At 66.3% G+C, this 18,439-nt stretch carries 16 protein-coding genes; 14 read left to right on the top strand and 2 right to left on the bottom strand.

The window, feature by feature from the left end; translation table 11 throughout:
* Positions 1-31: 31 nt before the first annotated feature.
* The 14 genes from ASF51_RS01405 (at position 32) to nrdF (ending at position 16,996) form a co-directional block, all read left to right on the top strand.
* A complete protein-coding gene (locus tag ASF51_RS01405; protein WP_200926072.1) occupies positions 32-2,209 on the top strand; it encodes an adenylate/guanylate cyclase domain-containing protein in 2,178 nt (725 codons plus the stop codon).
* 7 nt (positions 2,210-2,216) lie between these two features.
* Positions 2,217-3,638, top strand: coding sequence for a mechanosensitive ion channel family protein (locus ASF51_RS01400; protein ID WP_055924173.1), 1,422 nt, complete (start codon positions 2,217-2,219; stop codon positions 3,636-3,638).
* Positions 3,639-3,666: 28 nt separating this feature from the next.
* Entirely contained in the window at positions 3,667-4,443 is a 777-nt protein-coding gene (gene aqpZ / locus ASF51_RS01395) for an aquaporin Z (protein ID WP_055924170.1), read from the top strand.
* A 42-nt stretch (positions 4,444-4,485) separates the two neighbouring features.
* Positions 4,486-5,850, top strand: a complete 1,365-nt coding sequence (locus ASF51_RS01390; protein ID WP_055924167.1) for a cystathionine beta-synthase — start codon at positions 4,486-4,488, stop codon at positions 5,848-5,850.
* A 44-nt stretch (positions 5,851-5,894) separates the two neighbouring features.
* On the top strand, positions 5,895-7,052 hold the full coding sequence (locus ASF51_RS01385; protein ID WP_055924164.1) for a cystathionine gamma-synthase: 1,158 nt from the start codon (positions 5,895-5,897) through the stop codon (positions 7,050-7,052).
* A gap of 50 nt (positions 7,053-7,102) precedes the next feature.
* Positions 7,103-7,339 (top strand): hypothetical protein, encoded by a 237-nt coding sequence (locus tag ASF51_RS01380; RefSeq protein ID WP_055924161.1) that lies wholly within the window; start codon positions 7,103-7,105, stop codon positions 7,337-7,339.
* Between the two features lie 42 nt (positions 7,340-7,381).
* Entirely contained in the window at positions 7,382-8,548 is a 1,167-nt protein-coding gene (locus ASF51_RS01375; RefSeq protein ID WP_055924158.1) for a N(5)-(carboxyethyl)ornithine synthase, read from the top strand.
* Positions 8,549-8,667: 119 nt separating this feature from the next.
* Positions 8,668-9,333 carry a DedA family protein gene (locus tag ASF51_RS01370; RefSeq protein ID WP_055924156.1) on the top strand — a complete coding sequence of 222 codons (666 nt, stop codon included), beginning with the start codon at positions 8,668-8,670 and terminating at the stop codon, positions 9,331-9,333.
* Between the two features lie 9 nt (positions 9,334-9,342).
* Positions 9,343-11,304 (top strand): prolyl oligopeptidase family serine peptidase, encoded by a 1,962-nt coding sequence (locus ASF51_RS01365; RefSeq protein WP_055924153.1) that lies wholly within the window; start codon positions 9,343-9,345, stop codon positions 11,302-11,304.
* Positions 11,305-11,375: 71 nt separating this feature from the next.
* A complete protein-coding gene (locus ASF51_RS01360; RefSeq protein ID WP_055924150.1) occupies positions 11,376-12,782 on the top strand; it encodes an APC family permease in 1,407 nt (468 codons plus the stop codon).
* A 297-nt stretch (positions 12,783-13,079) separates the two neighbouring features.
* Positions 13,080-13,313 carry a glutaredoxin-like protein NrdH gene (nrdH, locus tag ASF51_RS01355; protein WP_055924147.1) on the top strand — a complete coding sequence of 78 codons (234 nt, stop codon included), beginning with the start codon at positions 13,080-13,082 and terminating at the stop codon, positions 13,311-13,313.
* Between the two features lie 43 nt (positions 13,314-13,356).
* Positions 13,357-13,767, top strand: coding sequence for a class Ib ribonucleoside-diphosphate reductase assembly flavoprotein NrdI (gene nrdI / locus ASF51_RS01350; protein ID WP_200926106.1), 411 nt, complete (start codon positions 13,357-13,359; stop codon positions 13,765-13,767).
* Positions 13,768-13,802: 35 nt separating this feature from the next.
* Positions 13,803-15,908: a class 1b ribonucleoside-diphosphate reductase subunit alpha gene (gene nrdE / locus ASF51_RS01345; protein WP_055924141.1), complete on the top strand. Its 2,106-nt coding sequence runs from the start codon at positions 13,803-13,805 to the stop codon at positions 15,906-15,908.
* A 113-nt stretch (positions 15,909-16,021) separates the two neighbouring features.
* Entirely contained in the window at positions 16,022-16,996 is a 975-nt protein-coding gene (nrdF, locus tag ASF51_RS01340) for a class 1b ribonucleoside-diphosphate reductase subunit beta (RefSeq protein WP_055924138.1), read from the top strand.
* 101 nt (positions 16,997-17,097) lie between these two features.
* Here the strand turns inward: nrdF and hxlA are convergent, their stop codons facing one another.
* Together hxlA and hxlB are read right to left on the bottom strand one after the other, a co-directional pair.
* Entirely contained in the window at positions 17,098-17,721 is a 624-nt protein-coding gene (hxlA, locus tag ASF51_RS01335) for a 3-hexulose-6-phosphate synthase (RefSeq protein WP_055924135.1), read from the bottom strand.
* A gap of 52 nt (positions 17,722-17,773) precedes the next feature.
* A complete protein-coding gene (gene hxlB / locus ASF51_RS01330; protein ID WP_055924132.1) occupies positions 17,774-18,367 on the bottom strand; it encodes a 6-phospho-3-hexuloisomerase in 594 nt (197 codons plus the stop codon).
* Positions 18,368-18,439 lie beyond the last annotated feature (72 nt).

The following is an 18,439-nucleotide window of genomic DNA, read 5'->3' as shown; positions in this document are numbered from 1 at the left end:
GAGGCGGCTCGGGGAATCGAATCGGGGCGCGATGTCAGGGGATAACTCTCTCTCGAACAGCCGGAGGCGAGCCGCACGACTCGGCTCGTCGGCGGGAACGCTGGTACGACGCGGGCTGAGCATCCAGTCGAAGCTGCTGATCATGCTGCTCGGCGTGAGCATCGGGTCGACCCTGATCGTCGGCTACATCGGCTACACCTCCGGCACCGACAGCCTGCGGCAGGCCGAGTTCGACCGCATGACGAACCTGCGCGAGGCGAAATCGGATGCGATCGAGTCGCTGTTCACCAACATCGAGATCGGGTTGAATCTCGACTCGCAGGGCGCGACGGGCAACCAGGCGGCCGCGGAGTTCGCCTCGGCCTTCCAGGAGCTGCAGAACCAGCCCACCGACCCCGCCCAGACGGCCGCCGTCGCGACGTACTACGACGACAGCTTCATCCCCCAGCTCAACGAACGCACCGGCGCCACGAGTGTCTCCGACGCCTTCCTGCCGCAGACGAGCGCCGAGACGTATCTCCAGAACTACTACACCGTTCCGCCGGCGGGTGACTTCGATGCGGCCGCAGAGGTCGAGAATGCGGGCGACGGCAGCGCCTGGTCGGCCGTCAACGAGAAGTACAACCCGTACTTCCGCGAAATGGCGCAGCTGTACCAGTACGAGGACGCGCTCATTCTCGACACCCAGGGCAACATCGTCTATTCGGTCTACAAGGGCGTCGACCTCGGCTCGAATGTGAACACGGGGCCCTATAAGGGCACGAATCTCGCCGAGGCCTACACCGAGGCGCTGAACTCGAACGTCGTCGACTTCGTGAAGGTCACCGACTTCGAGCGCTATCAGCCGAGCCTTGGTGTGCCGACGGCGTGGGGAGTCTCCCCGATCGGACAGGACGGAAACGTCGTCGGCGTGCTGGCCGTGCAACTGCCGATCAACGCGATCAACGACGTGATGACCGGCGATCAGCAGTGGAAGGAGGACGGACTCGGCGACACCGGTGAGGCGTACATCGTGGGCCCCGACGACACCATGCGGTCGGTGTCCCGTCTGCTGATCGACGACCCCGAGCAGTATCGCGAACGTGCCATCTCGGGCGGCCTGTCGCCCGAGCTCGCTCAGCGCGCCGTCGACGTGAAGGGAACGGTCGAGCTGCAGACGGTCGACACGGCCCCGGTGCGCGAGGCGCAGCAGGGCAAGACCGGTGTGATGGTGGCGCAGAGCTACCTCGACAGGGAGACCCTCGCCGCCTACGGCCCCCTCGACATCAAGGGCCAGCAGTGGGTCATCGTGGCGAGCATCACCGCGGCGGAGGCCTTCGCGCCGGTGGCCGACTTCACGCGCAACCTCGTGCTGTCGATCGCGGCGCTGCTCGTGGTCGTGGCCCTGCTCTCCCTTCTCCTCGCGCAGGTCTTCACCCGCCCGGTGCGCCGACTCGTGGGTGCCGTCCGACAGGTGGCCGGGGGAGATCTCGGCGTGGAGGTGGCGGCGAACACCCGCGACGAGTTCGGCGACCTCGCGTCGGCGTTCAACGACATGAGTCGGAGCCTCCAGGTGAAGCAGGCGCTCATCGACGAGCAGCAGGCCGAGAACGACAAGATCCTGCACACGCTCATGCCCGAGTCCGTCGCGCGACGCTATCGCGACGGCGACGAGACGATCGCAGAGGACCATCAAGACGTGTCGGTGCTGTTCGCCGACCTCGTGGGCTTCGACGACTTCGCGGCCGGGCGGGGAGCGGAGAAGGAGCTCGCCCTGCTCAACGACCTCGTGCGCCAGTTCGACGAGGCCGCACAGGAGAAGGGCATCGAGAAGGTGCGCACCCTGCGCGAGGGATACCTCGCCAGCTGCGGACTGATCGTTCCCCGGGTCGACAGCGCTCGCCGCACGGTGGACTTCGCCCTCGAGATGATCCGCATCGTGGAGCGGTTCAACGCCCAGCACGGGGCGACCCTCTCGCTGCGCGCGGGAATCGACACGGGCACGGTCACCAGCGGACTGGTCGGCCGCTCGTCGATCGCGTACGACATGTGGGGCGACGCGGTGAGTATCGCCAACAGGGTGCAGGCGCTGGCCGGCAAGCCCGGCGTGTTCATCAGCCAGCGGGTGCGCGACAAGGTGGGCGAGCTGCCGAACATGACCGAGGTGGGCACGATCGAGACGAAGTCCGGCCCGCAGTCGGTCTGGCAGATCTCGCAGCAGAGGGGATGACGACGCCGTGATCGATCTCTGGAGCGAACCGTGGTTCGGCTGGGCCCTGGGCGTGGTCATCGCCCTGCCCGTTCTGCTCGTCGTGCTCACCGAGATCTACGGGGTGCTGCAGCGACGCGAATCACCCGCCGCCAAGCCCGTTCGACTCCTGCGCAACTTCGTGGTTCCCGTCGCCGCGATCTTCGCGCTGCTCACCTTCGCATCGCAGCAGAGCTTCGATCTCACCTGGGTGCGCGTCGTCGGCACGGTGCTCGGCTTCCTGCTCATCCTGCTCGTGCTCTCCGCCTTCAACGTGGCCATCTTCGGCAACGCGCGCGAAGGCAGCTGGCGGGAACGCCTGCCCTCCATCTTCGTCACCCTCGCGCGGCTCGCGCTCATTCTGGTGGGTCTCGCCATCCTGTTCTCGTGGGTGTGGGGCGCGGATGTCGGGGGTCTCTTCGCGGCGCTGGGTGTCACATCCATCGTCATCGGCCTGGCGTTGCAGAACGCCGTGGGGTCGATCATCTCGGGCCTGCTGCTGCTCTTCGAGCAGCCGTTCAAGCTCGGCGACTACCTCGACGTGGGGGATGTCAGGGGCCGGGTCGTCGAGGTCAACTGGCGCTCGGTGCACATCGACACGGGCAACGGAATCCAGATCATGCCCAACTCGTCGCTGGCGGGCGGGTCGTTCACCAACCTGAGCCAGCCGGTCGACGGCTATGTGGCCACGGTGCCGGTCACGTTCACCACGGATGATGCCCCGCATGTCGTTCTGACCATGCTCTCCGAGACCGCGTCGGCGCTGCCGCAGCTCGACAGCCGCAGCAGGCCGAGTGTCAGCTACGAGGGCAAGGCCTCGTACACGGTGAGCCTGCCGGTGACCAGTCCCGCGGTCGAGGGCGAGACCGTCTCGCTCTTCCTCGCCTGGCTCTGGTACGCCGCGCGCCGGCACGATCTCGGCCTCGACGGCGAAACGACAGATCCGGTGAACACGCGAGAGAACGTGATCGAGGCACTGGGATTCGTCGGCCCCGGGCTCAACCTCCCGCAGGAGGATCTCGACGCGGTCGCCGATTCGTGTCGCATCGAGCAGTACGGTGCGGGAGAAATACTTCAGAAAGCGGGAATTGTTCCGGACTGTGTGCGTGTCGTTCTTAGTGGCGTGCTCGAGCTGTCGGTACCGTACGAGGCGGGGAGGCTGCGCATCGGCGTCGTCGAGCGAGGCGAGTTCATCGGACAAGCCGCGCTCACGAGGCAGAAGACCACCACCGTGGTGGTCGCCAGTCGCCCGGTGACCGTTCTGCGTGTGCCCAGTTCGGTCGTCGACGACATGGTGCACAAGCACCCGTCGCTCGCTCGCCGCATCGGCGAGACGCTCGACAACCGGCGTTCACTCGCCGCGGCCGCACTCGCTGCCGCGCAGGCCTCGTCGGGAACCATCGCACTCTGACGCCCGTCCCGCAGCCCTGGAGGAACCCATGTCCTTTCCCGATGCCCCCGCACCCGCCGAGCCGTCGCTCGCGGCCAAGATCATCGCCGAGATCGCCGGAACGTTCCTTCTGGTCTTCGGCCTCGTCGGCACCGCCACCTTCTCCGCCTTCTTCGGCGACGCCGACGGCACGAACCCGCTCGGCGTGGGCTTTCTCGGCGTGGCCATCGCCCTCGGCCTCACGGTGATGATCGGCGCGTACGCGTTCGGCCCCATCTCCGGAGGCCACTTCAACCCCGCCGTGAGCATCGGACTCGCCGCGGCCGGCCGCTTCGCCTGGAAGGACGTGCCGATCTACATCGTGTCCCAGCTGGTCGGCGCGGTGCTCGGGGCGCTCGCGGTGTTCGCGATCGCGTCGGGCGGCCCCGAGGGCTTCCTCGACAAGGCCGTCGCGGGCGGATTCGTGTCGAACGGCTTCGGCGAGCACTCGCCAGGCGGTTTCGGGCTCGGCTCGGCCATCGCGATCGAGATCGTCATCACCTGCCTGTTCCTGTTCGTGATCCTCGGCGTGACCCACTCGCGCGCTCACCAGGGCTTCGCCCCGATCGCGATCGGCTTCACGCTCACCCTGCTGCTGCTCATCGCCATCCCCGTCGACAACGCGTCGATCAACCCGGCCCGCTCCATCGCGACGGCCGTGTTCGGCGGAGGCGACTGGCTCGCGCAGGTCTGGGTGTTCATCGTCTTCCCGATCGTCGGCGGCCTGATCGCGGGCCTCAGCTACCGCTACCTGTTCGACGGCGTGCGAAAGCTCGCCGCCACCTGATTCCCGGGGCTGCCCGACAGGCGTCGGTGATAGTTTCGTGAGGTGAAATACGCGAACACCGTCATCGACCTCGTCGGCAACACCCCCCTCGTCAAGCTCAACAGCGTCACCGAGGGCATCCAGGCCACGGTGCTCGCGAAGATCGAGTACCTGAACCCGGGCGGATCGTCGAAGGACCGCATCGCCACCCGCATCATCGATGCGGCCGAGCGCGAGGGCAAGCTGAAGCCGGGCGGCACCATCGTCGAGCCCACCTCGGGCAACACGGGCATCGGTCTGGCGCTCGTGGCCCAGCAGCGCGGCTACCGCTGCGTGTTCGTGCTCCCCGACAAGGTGGGCGAAGACAAGCGCAACGTGCTCACCGCCTACGGCGCCGAGATCGTGGTCACCCCCACGTCGGTGGCGCCCGAAGACCCCAACTCCTACTACTCGGTCTCCGACCGGCTCGCCCGCGAGATCCCCGGCGCCTTCAAGCCGAACCAGTACTCCAACCCGAACGGTCCGCTCAGCCACTACGAGACCACCGGCCCGGAGATCTGGGCGGACACCGAGGGCAGGATCACGCACTTCGTCGCCGGCGTCGGCACGGGCGGCACCATCTCGGGCGTCGGCCGCTACCTCAAAGAGGTCTCCGACGGCCAGGTCACGATCATCGGCGCCGACCCCGAGGGGTCGGTCTACTCCGGCGGCACCGGTCGTCCCTACCTGGTCGAGGGAGTCGGCGAGGACTTCTGGCCCGAGGCCTACGACGCCAGCGTGGTCGACGAGATCATCGCCGCGAGCGACGCCGAGTCGTTCGCCCTCACCCGCAGGCTGGCGCGCGAGGAGGGCCTCCTCGTGGGCGGGTCCTCCGGGCTCGCCGTCGCCGCCGCGCTCAAGGCGGCCGCGAAGCTCGGCCCCGACGACGTGGTCGTCGTGCTCCTTCCCGACGGCGGTCGCGGCTACCTGGGCAAGATCTTCAACGACAAATGGATGCGCAGCTACGGTTTCGCAGACGCCACCGACGAGGCGACGGTCGGCGACATCCTCAAGGCCAAGACGGGGGCGCTGCCGGCGCTCGTGCACGCGCACCCCAGCGACACGGTGCGCGACGCCATCCAGATCATGACGAGCTACGGCGTCTCGCAGCTGCCGATGCTCTCGGCCGAGCCGCCCGTCGTCATGGGCGAGGTCACCGGCTCGCTCAACGAGCAGAGCCTGCTCGAAGAGGTCTTCTCAGGACGCGCCGCGATGACCGACCATGTCGGGGCCTTCGCCAGCGATCCTCTGCCGCTCATCGGCATCCATGAATCGGTCGCCTCGGCGCGACGCTTCCTCGGCAAGGCCGGGGCCCTGCTGGTGACCGATGACGGCAAGCCCGTTGCCGTGATCACCCGGCACGACCTGCTCACGTTCCTGAGCGAATAGCGCGCGGCCGAATAAAACGCCTCCGAAGAGACTTGAAAGTAAACATGCCCCAGAAAAAGCAGCAGTTCGAGACCGTCGCCGTTCACGCCGGACAGGAGTTCGACCCGACGACCGGCGCGATCATCCCGCCGATCTACCAGACGTCGACCTTCGTTCAAGACGGCATCGGCGGCTTCCGCGGCGGCTACGAGTACGCCAGGGGCGGCAACCCCACCCGCTCCTCGCTCGAGACGCTCGTCGCGGCACTCGAGGGCGCGAAGCACGGGCTGTCGTTCTCCTCGGGGCTCGCGGCGGAGGACGCACTGCTGCGCGCCGTGCTCGAGCCCGGTGACCACGTGGTGCTGGGCAACGACGTCTACGGCGGAACGCACCGGCTCATCAACCGCGTCTTCGGTCGGTGGGGCGTCGAGAACGACACCGTCGAGATGATGAACCTGCAGGCGGTGGCCAAGGCCGTCATCCCCGGCAAGACCAAGGTGCTGTGGCTCGAGACGCCCTCGAACCCGCTGATGAAGGTCAGCGACGTGGCCGAGCTCGCCGAGATCGGCCATGCGGCGGGCGCGCTCGTCGTCGTCGACAACACCTTCGCGTCTCCCTATCTGCAGCAGCCCCTCGTGCTGGGCGCCGACGTGGTCGTGCACTCCACCACCAAGTACCTGGGCGGCCACTCCGACGTTCTCGGCGGCGCGCTCGTGCTCGACGACGACGAACTGCACGAGAAGGTGCGCTTCCAGCAGTTCGCCGCCGGCGCCGTCTCGGGCCCGATGGATGCCTGGCTCACCGTTCGAGGAATCAAGACCCTCGCGGTGCGCATGGAGCGCCACAGCGACAACGCGCAGAAGATCGCCGAGTACCTCGTCGGACACTCGGCCATCGAGACCGTCTTCTACCCGGGTCTCGAGTCGCACCCCGGCCACGAGCTCGCCAAGCGGCAGATGCGTCGGCCGGGCGGCATGCTGTCGCTCGCCTTCAAGGGCGGACCGAAGGCTGCGCGCAGGTTCGCCGAGTCGACGAAGCTGTTCTCGCTCGCCGAGTCCCTCGGAGGCGTCGAGTCGCTCGTGGGCTACCCGACAGAGATGACCCACGCTTCGGTCAAGGGAACGGCGCTCGAGGTGCCCGAGAACCTCATCCGCCTCTCGGTCGGCATCGAGGGCGCCGACGACCTGCTCGCCGACATCGAGCAGGCCCTGCCCAAGAAGTAGGGTCACGCAACCCCCTCGTTCAGCGGGGCGGCCACGCTTAGCGTGGAGACATGAACTCCACCGACATCGTATGGAACGACGAAGCCCGCGCCAAGATCCTCGACGACAGCGACCGGGTGCTGCGCGAGGCGGTGCTCGAGCTGTCGAAGACCCTCGAAGGACACGAGTCCGACGAGGCCTATGAGCAGCTGTTCGCGCGTCTGAAAGACCGTTTCATCGACTTCGAGCCGGGGCCGGACATCCGCAAGTACGCGGATGCCATCGTGGCGGGCGACATCGCCGAGTAGCGCCCGGCCCCGGGGTCGGCGGCCCGTGGCCTAGGGTCAGGTATGAGCGAAACCACTTCAGCGTCCGCCCTTCTGCGCCTCGGCGTGTTGGCGACCTCGCGCAAAGCCGATGAGCGTCGGCTGCCGATCCACCCGGCGCACCTCGAGCGCATCGACGAGGATCTGCGCGCGAACATGATCCTCGAGCGCGGCTACGGGCTGCGGTTCGGCATCCACGACTCCGAGCTGGAGCCTCTGGTCGCGGCCATGGGGACGCGCGACGAGATCATCGCGACAGCCGACGTGGTGCTGCTGCCCAAGCCCCAAGCATCCGACCTCCAAGACCTGCGCGACGGCCAGGTCCTGTGGGGCTGGCCGCACTGCGTGCAAGACAGGGAGATCACCCAGCTCGCGATCGACAAGCGGCTCACTCTCATCGCCTGGGAGGCGATGAACCACTGGCAGTCCGACGGCGGATTCGGGTTGCACGTCTTCCATAAGAACAACGAGCTCGCCGGCTACTGCTCGGTCATCCACTCGCTGCAGCTCTGCGGATCGACGGGCGACTACGGGCGTCGCCTGACCGCCGTCGTCATCGGATTCGGTGCGACCGCCCGCGGGGCCGTCACCGCCCTCAACGCCCACGGCATCCACGATGTGCGGGTGCTCACCAACCGCGGGATCGCTGCGGTGGGGTCGCCCATTCCGTCGGTCGACATCATCCAGTTCGAGCACAACGACTCCGCGCCCTTCGAGAGCACCGTGAACACCGACGACGGGCCTGTGCTGCTCGCTCCCTTCCTCGCCGAGAACGACATCGTGGTGAACTGCACGCTGCAGGACCCGAACGCGCCGCTCACCTACCTGCGCACCGAGGACCTTGGAGCGTTCCGGCCCGGAAGCCTCATCGTCGACGTCTCGGTCGACGAGGGCATGGGGTTCGAATGGGCCAGGGCGACCACGTTCGCCGACCCGATGTTCACCGTCGGCGAGTCGACCAACTACTACGCGGTCGACCACAGCCCCTCGCTGCTGTGGAACTCCACGACCTGGGAGATCAGCGAGGCGCTGATGCCGTTCCTCCGCATCGTCATGGAGGGCGCCGCGTCGTGGGCGGAGTCCGACACCATCAGGCGGGCGATCGAGATCGAGGGCGGCGAGGTACGCAACCCGGCGATCCTGGAATTCCAGAAACGTTCAACGGAATACCCCTATACGCCGGTGCAGTGACGCCTAGCGTGAGGGTACGACCGGGGTGCCGCACGGATGGTCCCTCGGGTGGAGGTGCCGACGGCCGTTGATTCCTACGGTGGGAAGTACGTCGTTCGTCTCTCACCCCCGGAGGCTCCATGGAATTCGTCACAGACCTTCTCGTCGGTGCGGTGTCGTCGCCTTTCGCCCTGCTGGTGGTTTTCGCGGTCTGCATGCTCGACGCCTTCTTTCCTCCCGTGCCGAGCGACATCGTTCTCGTCGCGGCCGTCGCCGTCGCGGTCGGCAGCAGTCCCGCTCTGCTCGTGCCGCTCATCGTGGTCGCCGCGCTCGGCGCGATGATCGGCGACAACATCGTCTTCACGCTGGGCCGCCGGATCGGCACGACGAGATACCGCTGGATGCGCAGTCGTCCCATGCGGGCTGCGATCGCGAGTGCGGAGCACCAGCTGCTCGCCCGCCCCGCGAGCCTGATCATCACGGGCCGCTACATACCGGTGGGTCGGATCGCCGTGAACCTCACGGCGGGCAGCGTGGGGCTGCCGCGCCGCACCTTCGTGCCGCTCAGCATCGTGGCGGGCGCATCCTGGTCGCTCTACATGTTCGCCGTCGCCCTCATCGCCTCGGCCTGGATCCAGGACAACCCGCTGCTGTCGGCCCTCATCGCAGCCGCGTCGGCCGTACTCCTCGGCCTGCTGGTCGATCGCGTGATGTCTCGCGCGGCCCGGGCGAAGAGGGATGCGTCGGGCGAGGCCGCCGGGCCCGTCGCGACCCCCGACATCGTGGCTGTCGGTGCGCCGTTGTAGCGTGAACGCATGACCGAGCCCCGCATCGCCCCGTACGGAACCTGGACCTCGCCCATCAGCGCGGAGTCCCTCGCGAGCTCGGGTCACCCCGTCGGCGGGGGCGCCTACGCGGGCGACGAGGTGTGGTGGCAAGAGCTCCGGCCCACCGAGGGCGGCCGCATCTCCATCCGCCGCGCGGGGCAGGCCGGCGAACCGGTCGACGTGCTGCCGCAGCCGTGGAACGCGCGAACCCGCGTGCACGAATACGGCGGGGGAGCGTGGACCGTGGCGGGCCTCGCCGACGGCCCGCCGGTGCTCGTCTTCGCGAACTTCGACGACCAGCGGGTCTACCGCCTCGACGTCGACACCGTGGGCGCTGCCCCGACGCCTCTCACTCCCGACGGGCTCGGCATGCGCTTCGCCGAGCTGCAGTACCGCGGAGCCGAGATCATCGCGGTTCGCGAGACCCATTCGGGCGGCGACCTCGAGCGCGACATCGTCGCCATTCCGCTCGACGGCAGCGCCGCGGCCGACGCGGGGCGCATCCGTTCGATCGTGGCGGGGTCGCGCTTTCTGGCGTCGCCGCGCCTCTCGCCCGACGGCACGATGATCGCGTGGATCGCGTGGGAGCACCCGCAGATGCCGTGGGACGGCACGGAGTTGCGGGTCGGGTCTCTGGGCGACGACGGCCGGGTTCTCGACTGGCGCACCCTGGCCGGCAGCACCACCGAGTCTGTTCTGCAGCCCGAGTGGCGCGACGAGCAGAGCCTCTTCGTGATCAGCGATCGCACCGGCTGGTGGAACCTCTACCTGCTCGATCTCGGGTCGCAGAGCCCCGAAGCGCGGGCGCTGCACACCGCGCCGAGAGACTTCGGCGGCGCCCTGTGGATGCTCGGCACCACCTGGTACTCGGTGCTCGATTCAGACACGCTGCTGACCGTGAGCACCTTCGGCACCGACCAGGCCGCCGTCCTCGACGTGAACACGGGTCAACTGAGCGACATCGAGCTGCCCGTCGACTCCGTCTCCTTCGGGGCGCGCCGAGGCGATCGCATCCTCGTCACGGGCGGCAGCGCCGTTCTGGCGTCGGGGCTTCGCGAACTCGACCTGCAAACCGGCGTGCTGACAGACATCCGGCTTTCTGTCGATGACCTGCCCGACGACGCGTATCTGCCCACCGCGGCCGCGCGCACCTTCGGCACGGCCGACAGGCCCGTGCACACCTTCGTCTACGAACCCGCCAATCCCGACTTCGCAGCGCCCGAGGGCGAGCTGCCGCCGTTCGTGGCCTTCGTGCACGGCGGCCCCACGAGCCGCACCGTGCCCGCGGTCAATCCTGCGATCGCGTATTTCACGTCGCGGGGCATTGGCGTCGTCGACATCAACTACGGCGGCTCGACCGGCTACGGTCGCGAGTACCGCGACCGGCTGCGCGGTCAGTGGGGCATCGTGGATGTCGACGACACGGTCGCCGCCGTACGCGGGCTCGCAGAGGCGGGCCTCGCCGATGGTTCGCGGTTGGCCATCCGCGGCGGCTCCGCAGGCGGGTGGACCGTTCTGGCCTCGCTGACGCAGTCCGACGTGTTCGCCTGCGGGGCCTCGTACTTCGGCGTCGCCGAGCTCACCCTCTTCGCCCAGGAGACCCACGACTTCGAGTCGCGCTACATCGACGGCCTGGTCGGCCCGCTGCCCGAGGCCGCAGCCCTCTACGAGGAGAGGGCCCCGTTGAACAACGTCGACGGGCTGTCGTGCCCGGTGCTGCTGCTGCAGGGGCTCGACGACGAGATCGTTCCGCCGTCGCAGGCCGAGCGCTTCAGAGACGCGCTCGAGGCCAAGGGTCTGAAGCATGCCTACCTGGCCTACGAGGGCGAGTCGCACGGGTTCAGGCGCGCATCCACCATCATCTCGGCCACCGAGGCCGAACTCTCGTTCTACGGACAGGTCATGGGCTTCACCCCGGTCGACGTGCCGGTGCTCGAACTCAAGGGGTAGACCGCACACCGGCCCCCATGCAGTCTTGGTGCAGACGGGCACGACGGTGGTGACGGACGGGAGTGAGTGCGATGACGGTTCTCGATGACAGGAAGGCCGGCGACGGCGACTCCGCGCAGCCCGAACTCAAGCGGGTGATGGGCCCCAAGCTGCTGCTGCTGTTCATCGTCGGCGACATTCTCGGCACGGGCATCTACGCGCTCACGGGCCAGGTCGCGGCCGAGGTCGGGGGAGCCGCGTGGCTGCCCTTCCTCGTGGCCTTCGGCGTGGCCATGCTCACCGCTTGCTCCTATCTCGAGCTGGTGGGCAAGTACCCGCAGGCCGCCGGAGCGGCGCTGTATGTGCACAAGGCCTTCGGCATCCATTTCGTGACGTTCATCGTGTGCTTCACGGTGATGTGCTCGGGGCTCACCTCGGCCTCGGCCGCATCGGGCGCGTTCGCCAGCAACTTCGCCACCGGGTTCGGCCTCGACAGCTCCAATCCGGGCATCCTGCTGGTCGTGGCACTGCTGTTCATGCTGCTGGTCATGGCGGTCAACCTGCGCGGGGTCGCCGAGAGTGTGGGGCTCAACGTGGTGCTGACCCTCGTCGAGCTGTCGGGCCTGCTGCTCGTGATCCTCATCGGCAGCTTCGCCATCTTCGGCGGCAACGCCGACTTCTCGCGCGTCGTCGCGTTCGAGACGCCCGAAGACAAGGGTCTCTTCCTGGCCATCAGCACGGCGACGTCGCTGGCGTTCTTCGCCATGGTCGGCTTCGAGGACTCGGTGAACATGGTCGAAGAGGTGAAGAACCCCTCCCGCATCTTCCCCCGTGCATTGCTCTCGGGCCTCACCATCACGGCCGTCGTCTACGTGGTCGTCGCGATCATCGCCGTGGCCGTCGTGCCCGTGGGCGAGCTGGCGGGCAACGACACCCCGCTCGTGACCGTCGTGCAGACCGCGGCGCCCGACTTCCCGATCTCGGCCCTGATCCCGTTCATCTCCCTCTTCGCGGTCGGCAACAGCGCCCTCATCAACATGATGATGGCGAGCCGTCTGCTCTACGGCATGAGCAAGAGGGGCGTGCTGCCGTCGTTCCTGTCGAAGGTGCACACAAAGCGCCAGACGCCGTTCGCCGCCATCCTGTTCACCACGGCCATCGCTCTCGCCCTGACCGCCTACGTGTCGATCGATCCCGAGAACCCGCTCGTCATCCTGCTCGGCGGAACGACCTCTCTTCTGCTGCTCGCCGTCTTCGCTCTCGTGAACGTGAGCGTGCTCGTGCTGAGGCGCGACAAGGTCGAGCACAAGCACTTCAGAACTCCCACGGCGCTTCCGGTTCTGGGCGTGATCGTGTGCGTCTACCTCGTGCTGCCCTGGTCGTCGGGAAGGCCAGCGGAGCAGTACGAGATCGCGGGTGTGCTGCTCGGTATCGGAGTGGTGCTCTGGGGTGTCGGGCGTCTGGTGGGAAGACGCGTTGCGACACGCCGAGCGGAATGATCGCCGCATCTTTTTTGGAAAGTTTTTCGCAGCCCGAGTTATCCACAAGTGGTGAGATCAACCGTGAATTTCAGGCATTTTTCTTGTGGAGAAATGGTTGATAAGGGTGTGCACTTCGTGTGGAGAATTACACGGGTGTAACACTTCATCTAGTGGCAGTCGAAGAGACCCATCCCTATATGTAGTATTGAACTCCCGGCACGGTGACGGGGCCTCACGGCCCCCGAGACACCCCGCCAGTACCACAAACCAATACAGAACATCCCACCTTCTCCTTCGTCTGAAAGGCGCATTTCCATGGCAATCATGGTTTACACGAAGCCCTCCTGCGTGCAGTGCACGGCCACCTACCGCGCCCTCGAGAACAAGGGCCTCGAGTACGAGATCTTCGACGTGTCGGTCGACGAGAAGGCCCTGGCCGCCGTCAAGGAGCTGGGCTACCTGCAGGCGCCCGTCGTCATCACCGACAACGACCACTGGTCGGGTTTCCGCCCCGACAAGATCGATGAGCTGGCCCGTCTCGCCGGCTAGTCACCCCGTGTCCCTCGCAGCGGTGGTCGACACGATCCCCACCCTGTCGAACCTGGTCTACTTCTCGTCGGTGTCGGGCAATACCCATCGCTTCATCGAGAAGCTCGGGATGCCGGCCGATCGCATCCCACTGCACAAGTGGCAGCCGAGACTGATGGCCACCGAACCCTACGTTCTCGTGCTTCCCACCTACGGTGGGGGCACCGAGGGCGGGGCGGTTCCCAAACAGGTGATCTCGTTCCTCAACGACGAGCACAACAGATCCCTCATCCGCGGAGTGATCTCTGCAGGCAATACCAACTTCGGGGAAGCCTTCTGCAAGGCCGGCGACATCGTCTCCCGCAAGTGCAAAGTTCCCCACCTCTACAAATTCGAAGTATTCGGAACCCCGGACGACGTCACCGCCGTCCACGAAGGATTGGAAGCGTTTTGGACGTCCCCACAGCATCACTAGAGAACACCCGCATCGAGACCCCGGGTCAGGTGCAGATGGATTACCACTCGCTGAACGCGATGCTGAACCTCTACGGCCCGAACGGCGAGATCCAGTTCGATAAAGACAAAGAGGCGGCGCGCGAGTTCTTCCTGCAGCACGTCAACCAGAACACGGTCTTCTTCCACTCGCTGCGCGAGCGCCTCGACTACCTCGTCGAGAAGGAGTACTACGAGGCCGAGACCATCGAGCAGTACTCGTTCGAGTTCATCACCAAGCTCAACGACCTCGCCTACTCGAAGAAGTTCCGCTTCGACACCTTCCTCGGCGCGTTCAAGTACTACACCTCGTACACGCTGAAGACGTTCGACGGAAAGCGCTACCTCGAGCGCTTCGAAGACCGCGTCGTGATGACGTCCCTCGGCCTCGCCGGCGGCAACGAGCAGCTCGCGATCAACCTCGTCAACGAGATCATCGGCGGCCGCTTCCAGCCGGCCACCCCCACGTTCCTCAACACGGGCAAGGCCCAGCGAGGCGAGCTCGTCTCCTGCTTCCTTCTCCGCATCGAAGACAACATGGAGTCCATCTCCCGCGCAATCAACTCCAGCCTCCAGCTCTCCAAGCGCGGCGGCGGGGTGGCACTGCTGCTGTCGAACATCCGCGAGTCGGGTGCGCCGATCAAGCAGATCGAGAACCAGTCCTCGGGAATCATCCCCGTGATGAAGCTGCTCGAAGACTCCTTCAGCTACGCCAACCAGCTGGGCGCGCGCCAGGGTGCCGGTGCCGTGTACCTGCACGCCCACCACCCCGACATCATGCGCTTCCTCGACACCAAGCGCGAGAACGCCGACGAGAAGATCCGCATCAAGACGCTCTCCCTCGGCGTCGTCGTTCCCGACATCACGTTCGAGCTCGCCAAGAAGGGAGAAGACATGTACCTCTTCTCGCCGTACGACGTCGAGCGCGTCTACGGCGTGCCCTTCGGCGACATCTCGGTCAGCGAGAAGTACCACGAGATGGTCGACGACTCGCGCATCAAGAAGACCAAGATCAAGGCCCGCGACTTCTTCCAGACGATCGCCGAGATCCAGTTCGAGTCGGGCTACCCGTACATCATGTTCGAAGACACCGTGAATGCGGCGAACCCCATCAAGGGCCGCATCAACATGTCGAACCTGTGCTCCGAGATCCTTCAGGTCAACACCCCGACCACGTACAACGAAGACCTGTCATACGACACGATCGGCAAAGACATCTCGTGCAACCTGGGCTCGATGAACATCGCCCTGGCGATGGATGCGCCCGACTTCGGCCTCACGGTCGAGACGGCGATCCGGGGTCTCTCCGCAGTCTCCGACATGAGCCACATCACGTCGGTGCGCTCCATCGAAGACGGCAACGACAAGTCGCACGCCATCGGCCTGGGCCAGATGAACCTGCACGGCTACCTCGCTCGTGAGCGCATCTTCTACGGCTCCGAAGAGGGCATCGACTTCACGAACATCTACTTCTACACGGTGCTGTTCCACGCCCTGCGCGCCTCGAATGCCATCGCCATCGAGCGCGGCGTCAAGTTCGAGGGTTTCGAGGACTCGACCTACGCATCCGGCGCGTTCTTCGACAAGTACACCGACGCCGAGTGGGTGCCCGCCACCGACCGCGTCCGCGAACTCTTCGACACGGCCGGGGTGCACATCCCGACACAGGCCGACTGGGACCAGCTGAAGGCATCCGTCATGGAGCACGGCATCTACAACCAGAACCTGCAGGCCGTGCCGCCCACCGGATCGATCTCGTACATCAACAACTCCACCGCATCGATCCACCCGATCGCGGCGAAGATCGAGATCCGCAAGGAAGGCAAGCTGGGTCGCGTCTACTTCCCGGCCCCATTCATGACGAACGACAACCTGGAGTACTACCAGGACTCGTACGAGATCGGCGCCGAGAAGATCATCGACACCTACGCCGCGGCAACGCAGCACGTCGACCAGGGTCTCTCGCTGACGCTGTTCTTCAAGGACACGGCGACCACCCGCGACATCAACAAGGCGCAGATCTACGCATGGCGCAAGGGCATCAAGACGATCTACTACATCCGTCTCCGCCAGATGGCCCTCGAGGGCACCGAGATCGAGGGATGCGTGAGCTGCGCGCTCTAGCGCTCCCGGCCTTTCGACAGGCTCAAGGAACGAGTCGTTCCCTGAGCCTTGCCTGCGGGCATCCACACCCACGCTCCACATCGACAAGCTCAGTGAACGAAAGAAAATAGACCATGGTCGAGAAGCTCAAACTGGTGTCGCACGTCAATGCGATCAACTGGAACAGAATCCAGGACGACAAAGACGTGGAGGTCTGGAACCGGCTCGTCAACAACTTCTGGTTGCCCGAGAAGATTCCGCTGTCGAACGACGTGCAGTCGTGGAACACGCTGACGCCCGCCGAGCAGCAGCTCACCATGCGCGTGTTCACCGGACTCACCCTGCTCGACACGATCCAGGGCACGGTCGGCGCGGTCAGCCTCATCCCCGACGCGATCACGCCTCACGAAGAGGCCGTCTACACGAACATCGCGTTCATGGAGAGCGTGCACGCCAAGAGCTACTCCTCGATCTTCTCGACCCTGTCGAACACGAAGGACATCGACGAGGCGTTCCGCTGGTCGACCGAGAATGAGAACCTTCAGAAGAAGGCTCAGATCGTCATGGACTACTACACGGGTGACGACCCCCTGAAGCGCAAGGTCGCCTCGACGCTGCTCGAGTCGTTCCTGTTCTACTCGGGCTTCTACCTGCCCATGTACTGGTCGAGCCGCGCCAAGCTCACGAACACGGCAGACATGATCCGCCTGATTATCCGCGACGAGGCCGTGCACGGGTACTACATCGGCTACAAGTTCCAGCGCGGGCTCGAGACGGTCAGCCAGGAGCGCCGTGACGAGATCAAGGACTACACGTTCTCGCTGCTCTACGAGCTCTACGACAACGAGGTGCAGTACACGCAAGACCTCTACGACGAGGTCGGCCTCACCGAAGACGTCAAGAAGTTCCTGCACTACAACGCCAACAAGGCGCTCATGAACCTCGGCTACGAGGCCATGTTCCCGAAGACGGTCACCGACGTGAACCCGGCCATCCTGTCGGCGCTCTCGCCGAACGCCGACGAGAACCACGACTTCTTCTCGGGCTCGGGCTCGTCGTACGTCATCGGCAAGGCCGTTGTCACCGAAGACGAGGACTGGGACTTCTAAGCCCAGCCCTGCACACAACGAACGCGGGTGTTCCCGCCCAGCGCAGTGGTTGAACCACCGCGGCAGGCGGGAACACCCGCGTTTCGTGTTGCTGCCGTGCGTCAGACGATGGCGGCGCGCAGCTCTGCGGCGGCGGCTCCCACGTCGGGGGCTCCGTAGATGGCGCCTCCGGCGACGGCGACCTGGGCGCCCGACTGCTGAACGGAGGCGATGGTCGAGGCGTTGATGCCACCGGCCACCGAGAACGGCACGCCGGATGCCTTGCCGTCGTCGAGCAGGGTCGAGAACGTGAAGCCCTCCTCGGCCTGCTCGTCGAGGCCCGCGTGCATCTCGACGAACTCGGCGCCCAGGGCGACGACCTGCTGGGCGCGCTCGGACTTGTTCGCGACGCCGATCAGGTCGACGACGATGCCCTTGCCGTGCTTCTTCGCGGCCTTGACCGCGCCGACGATCGTGCTGTCGCCGGCGGTGCCGAGCACGGTCACGAGGTCGGCTCCCGCGGTGAACGCGATGTCGGCCTCGAGCTCTCCGGCATCCATCGTCTTGAGGTCGGCGAAGACGATCTTGTCGGGGTGAGCGGCCTTGATGGCCGTGACGGCCGAGAGGCCGGCGCTCTTGATGAGCGGGGTGCCGAGCTCGAGGATGTCGACGTGCGGCGCGGCCGCCGCGGCCAGCTCGAGGGCGGCTTCGGTGGTGAGGGTGTCCATGGCGAACTGCAGTTTCATTGTGTTCCTTCGTGTTGCGGGTGGAGGGAGGGGAAAGTCGAATCGATCGGCGTCACTCGAGGTTGGCGTGTCGCGGCCAGAGCTCGTCGGCCGTGCGGCCCGAGCGCTGCCACACGGTGTGGAAGAGGGCGTCGCCGACCAGCACGACCGTCTGCTCGAAGAGGCCGCCGGCATACTGGGCGGATGCCGTCATCGACCTGTCGAGTTTGGCCGCGGCGGGCACGACGAGGGTCGCCGATGCGAGTTCGGAGAGCGGAGACTCCGTCGCCGTCGTGATGAGTGCGACACGGGCGCCTGCCTCGATCGCGGAGCGGGCGGCGCGCACGATGCTCTCGGTCGTGCCGGAACCGCTGGCGGTGAGGAGCACGTCGCCCTCGGCGATCGCCGGTGTCGTGGTCTCTCCGACGACGTGCACCTCGAGGCCGAGGTGCATCAGGCGCATCGCCGTCATGCGCAGGGCGAGCCCCGAGCGGCCGGCGCCGTGAACGAAGACCCTGCGGGCTCGCGCGATCTCGTCGACCAGCGCCTCGGCGCCGTCGTGATCCGAGGAGGCGTCATCGACGGCGGTGAGCCGCTCGACGACCGATCCGAGCTCTTCGGCGATCAGCGAGAGGGAACGGTCGAACCCGGGTGCATCTGAACTCATTTCTCCAGTCTTCGCGGGTCGGCAGACCGGTGCCCCCGCCCGGACGGCCGGTTTCACCTATACCGATGGGTA

The organism is Agreia sp. Leaf283, from assembly GCF_001422485.1.
In the GTDB taxonomy this organism is placed as follows: domain Bacteria; phylum Actinomycetota; class Actinomycetes; order Actinomycetales; family Microbacteriaceae; genus Agreia.
This window is presented reverse-complemented; position numbering and strand designations above follow the sequence as displayed.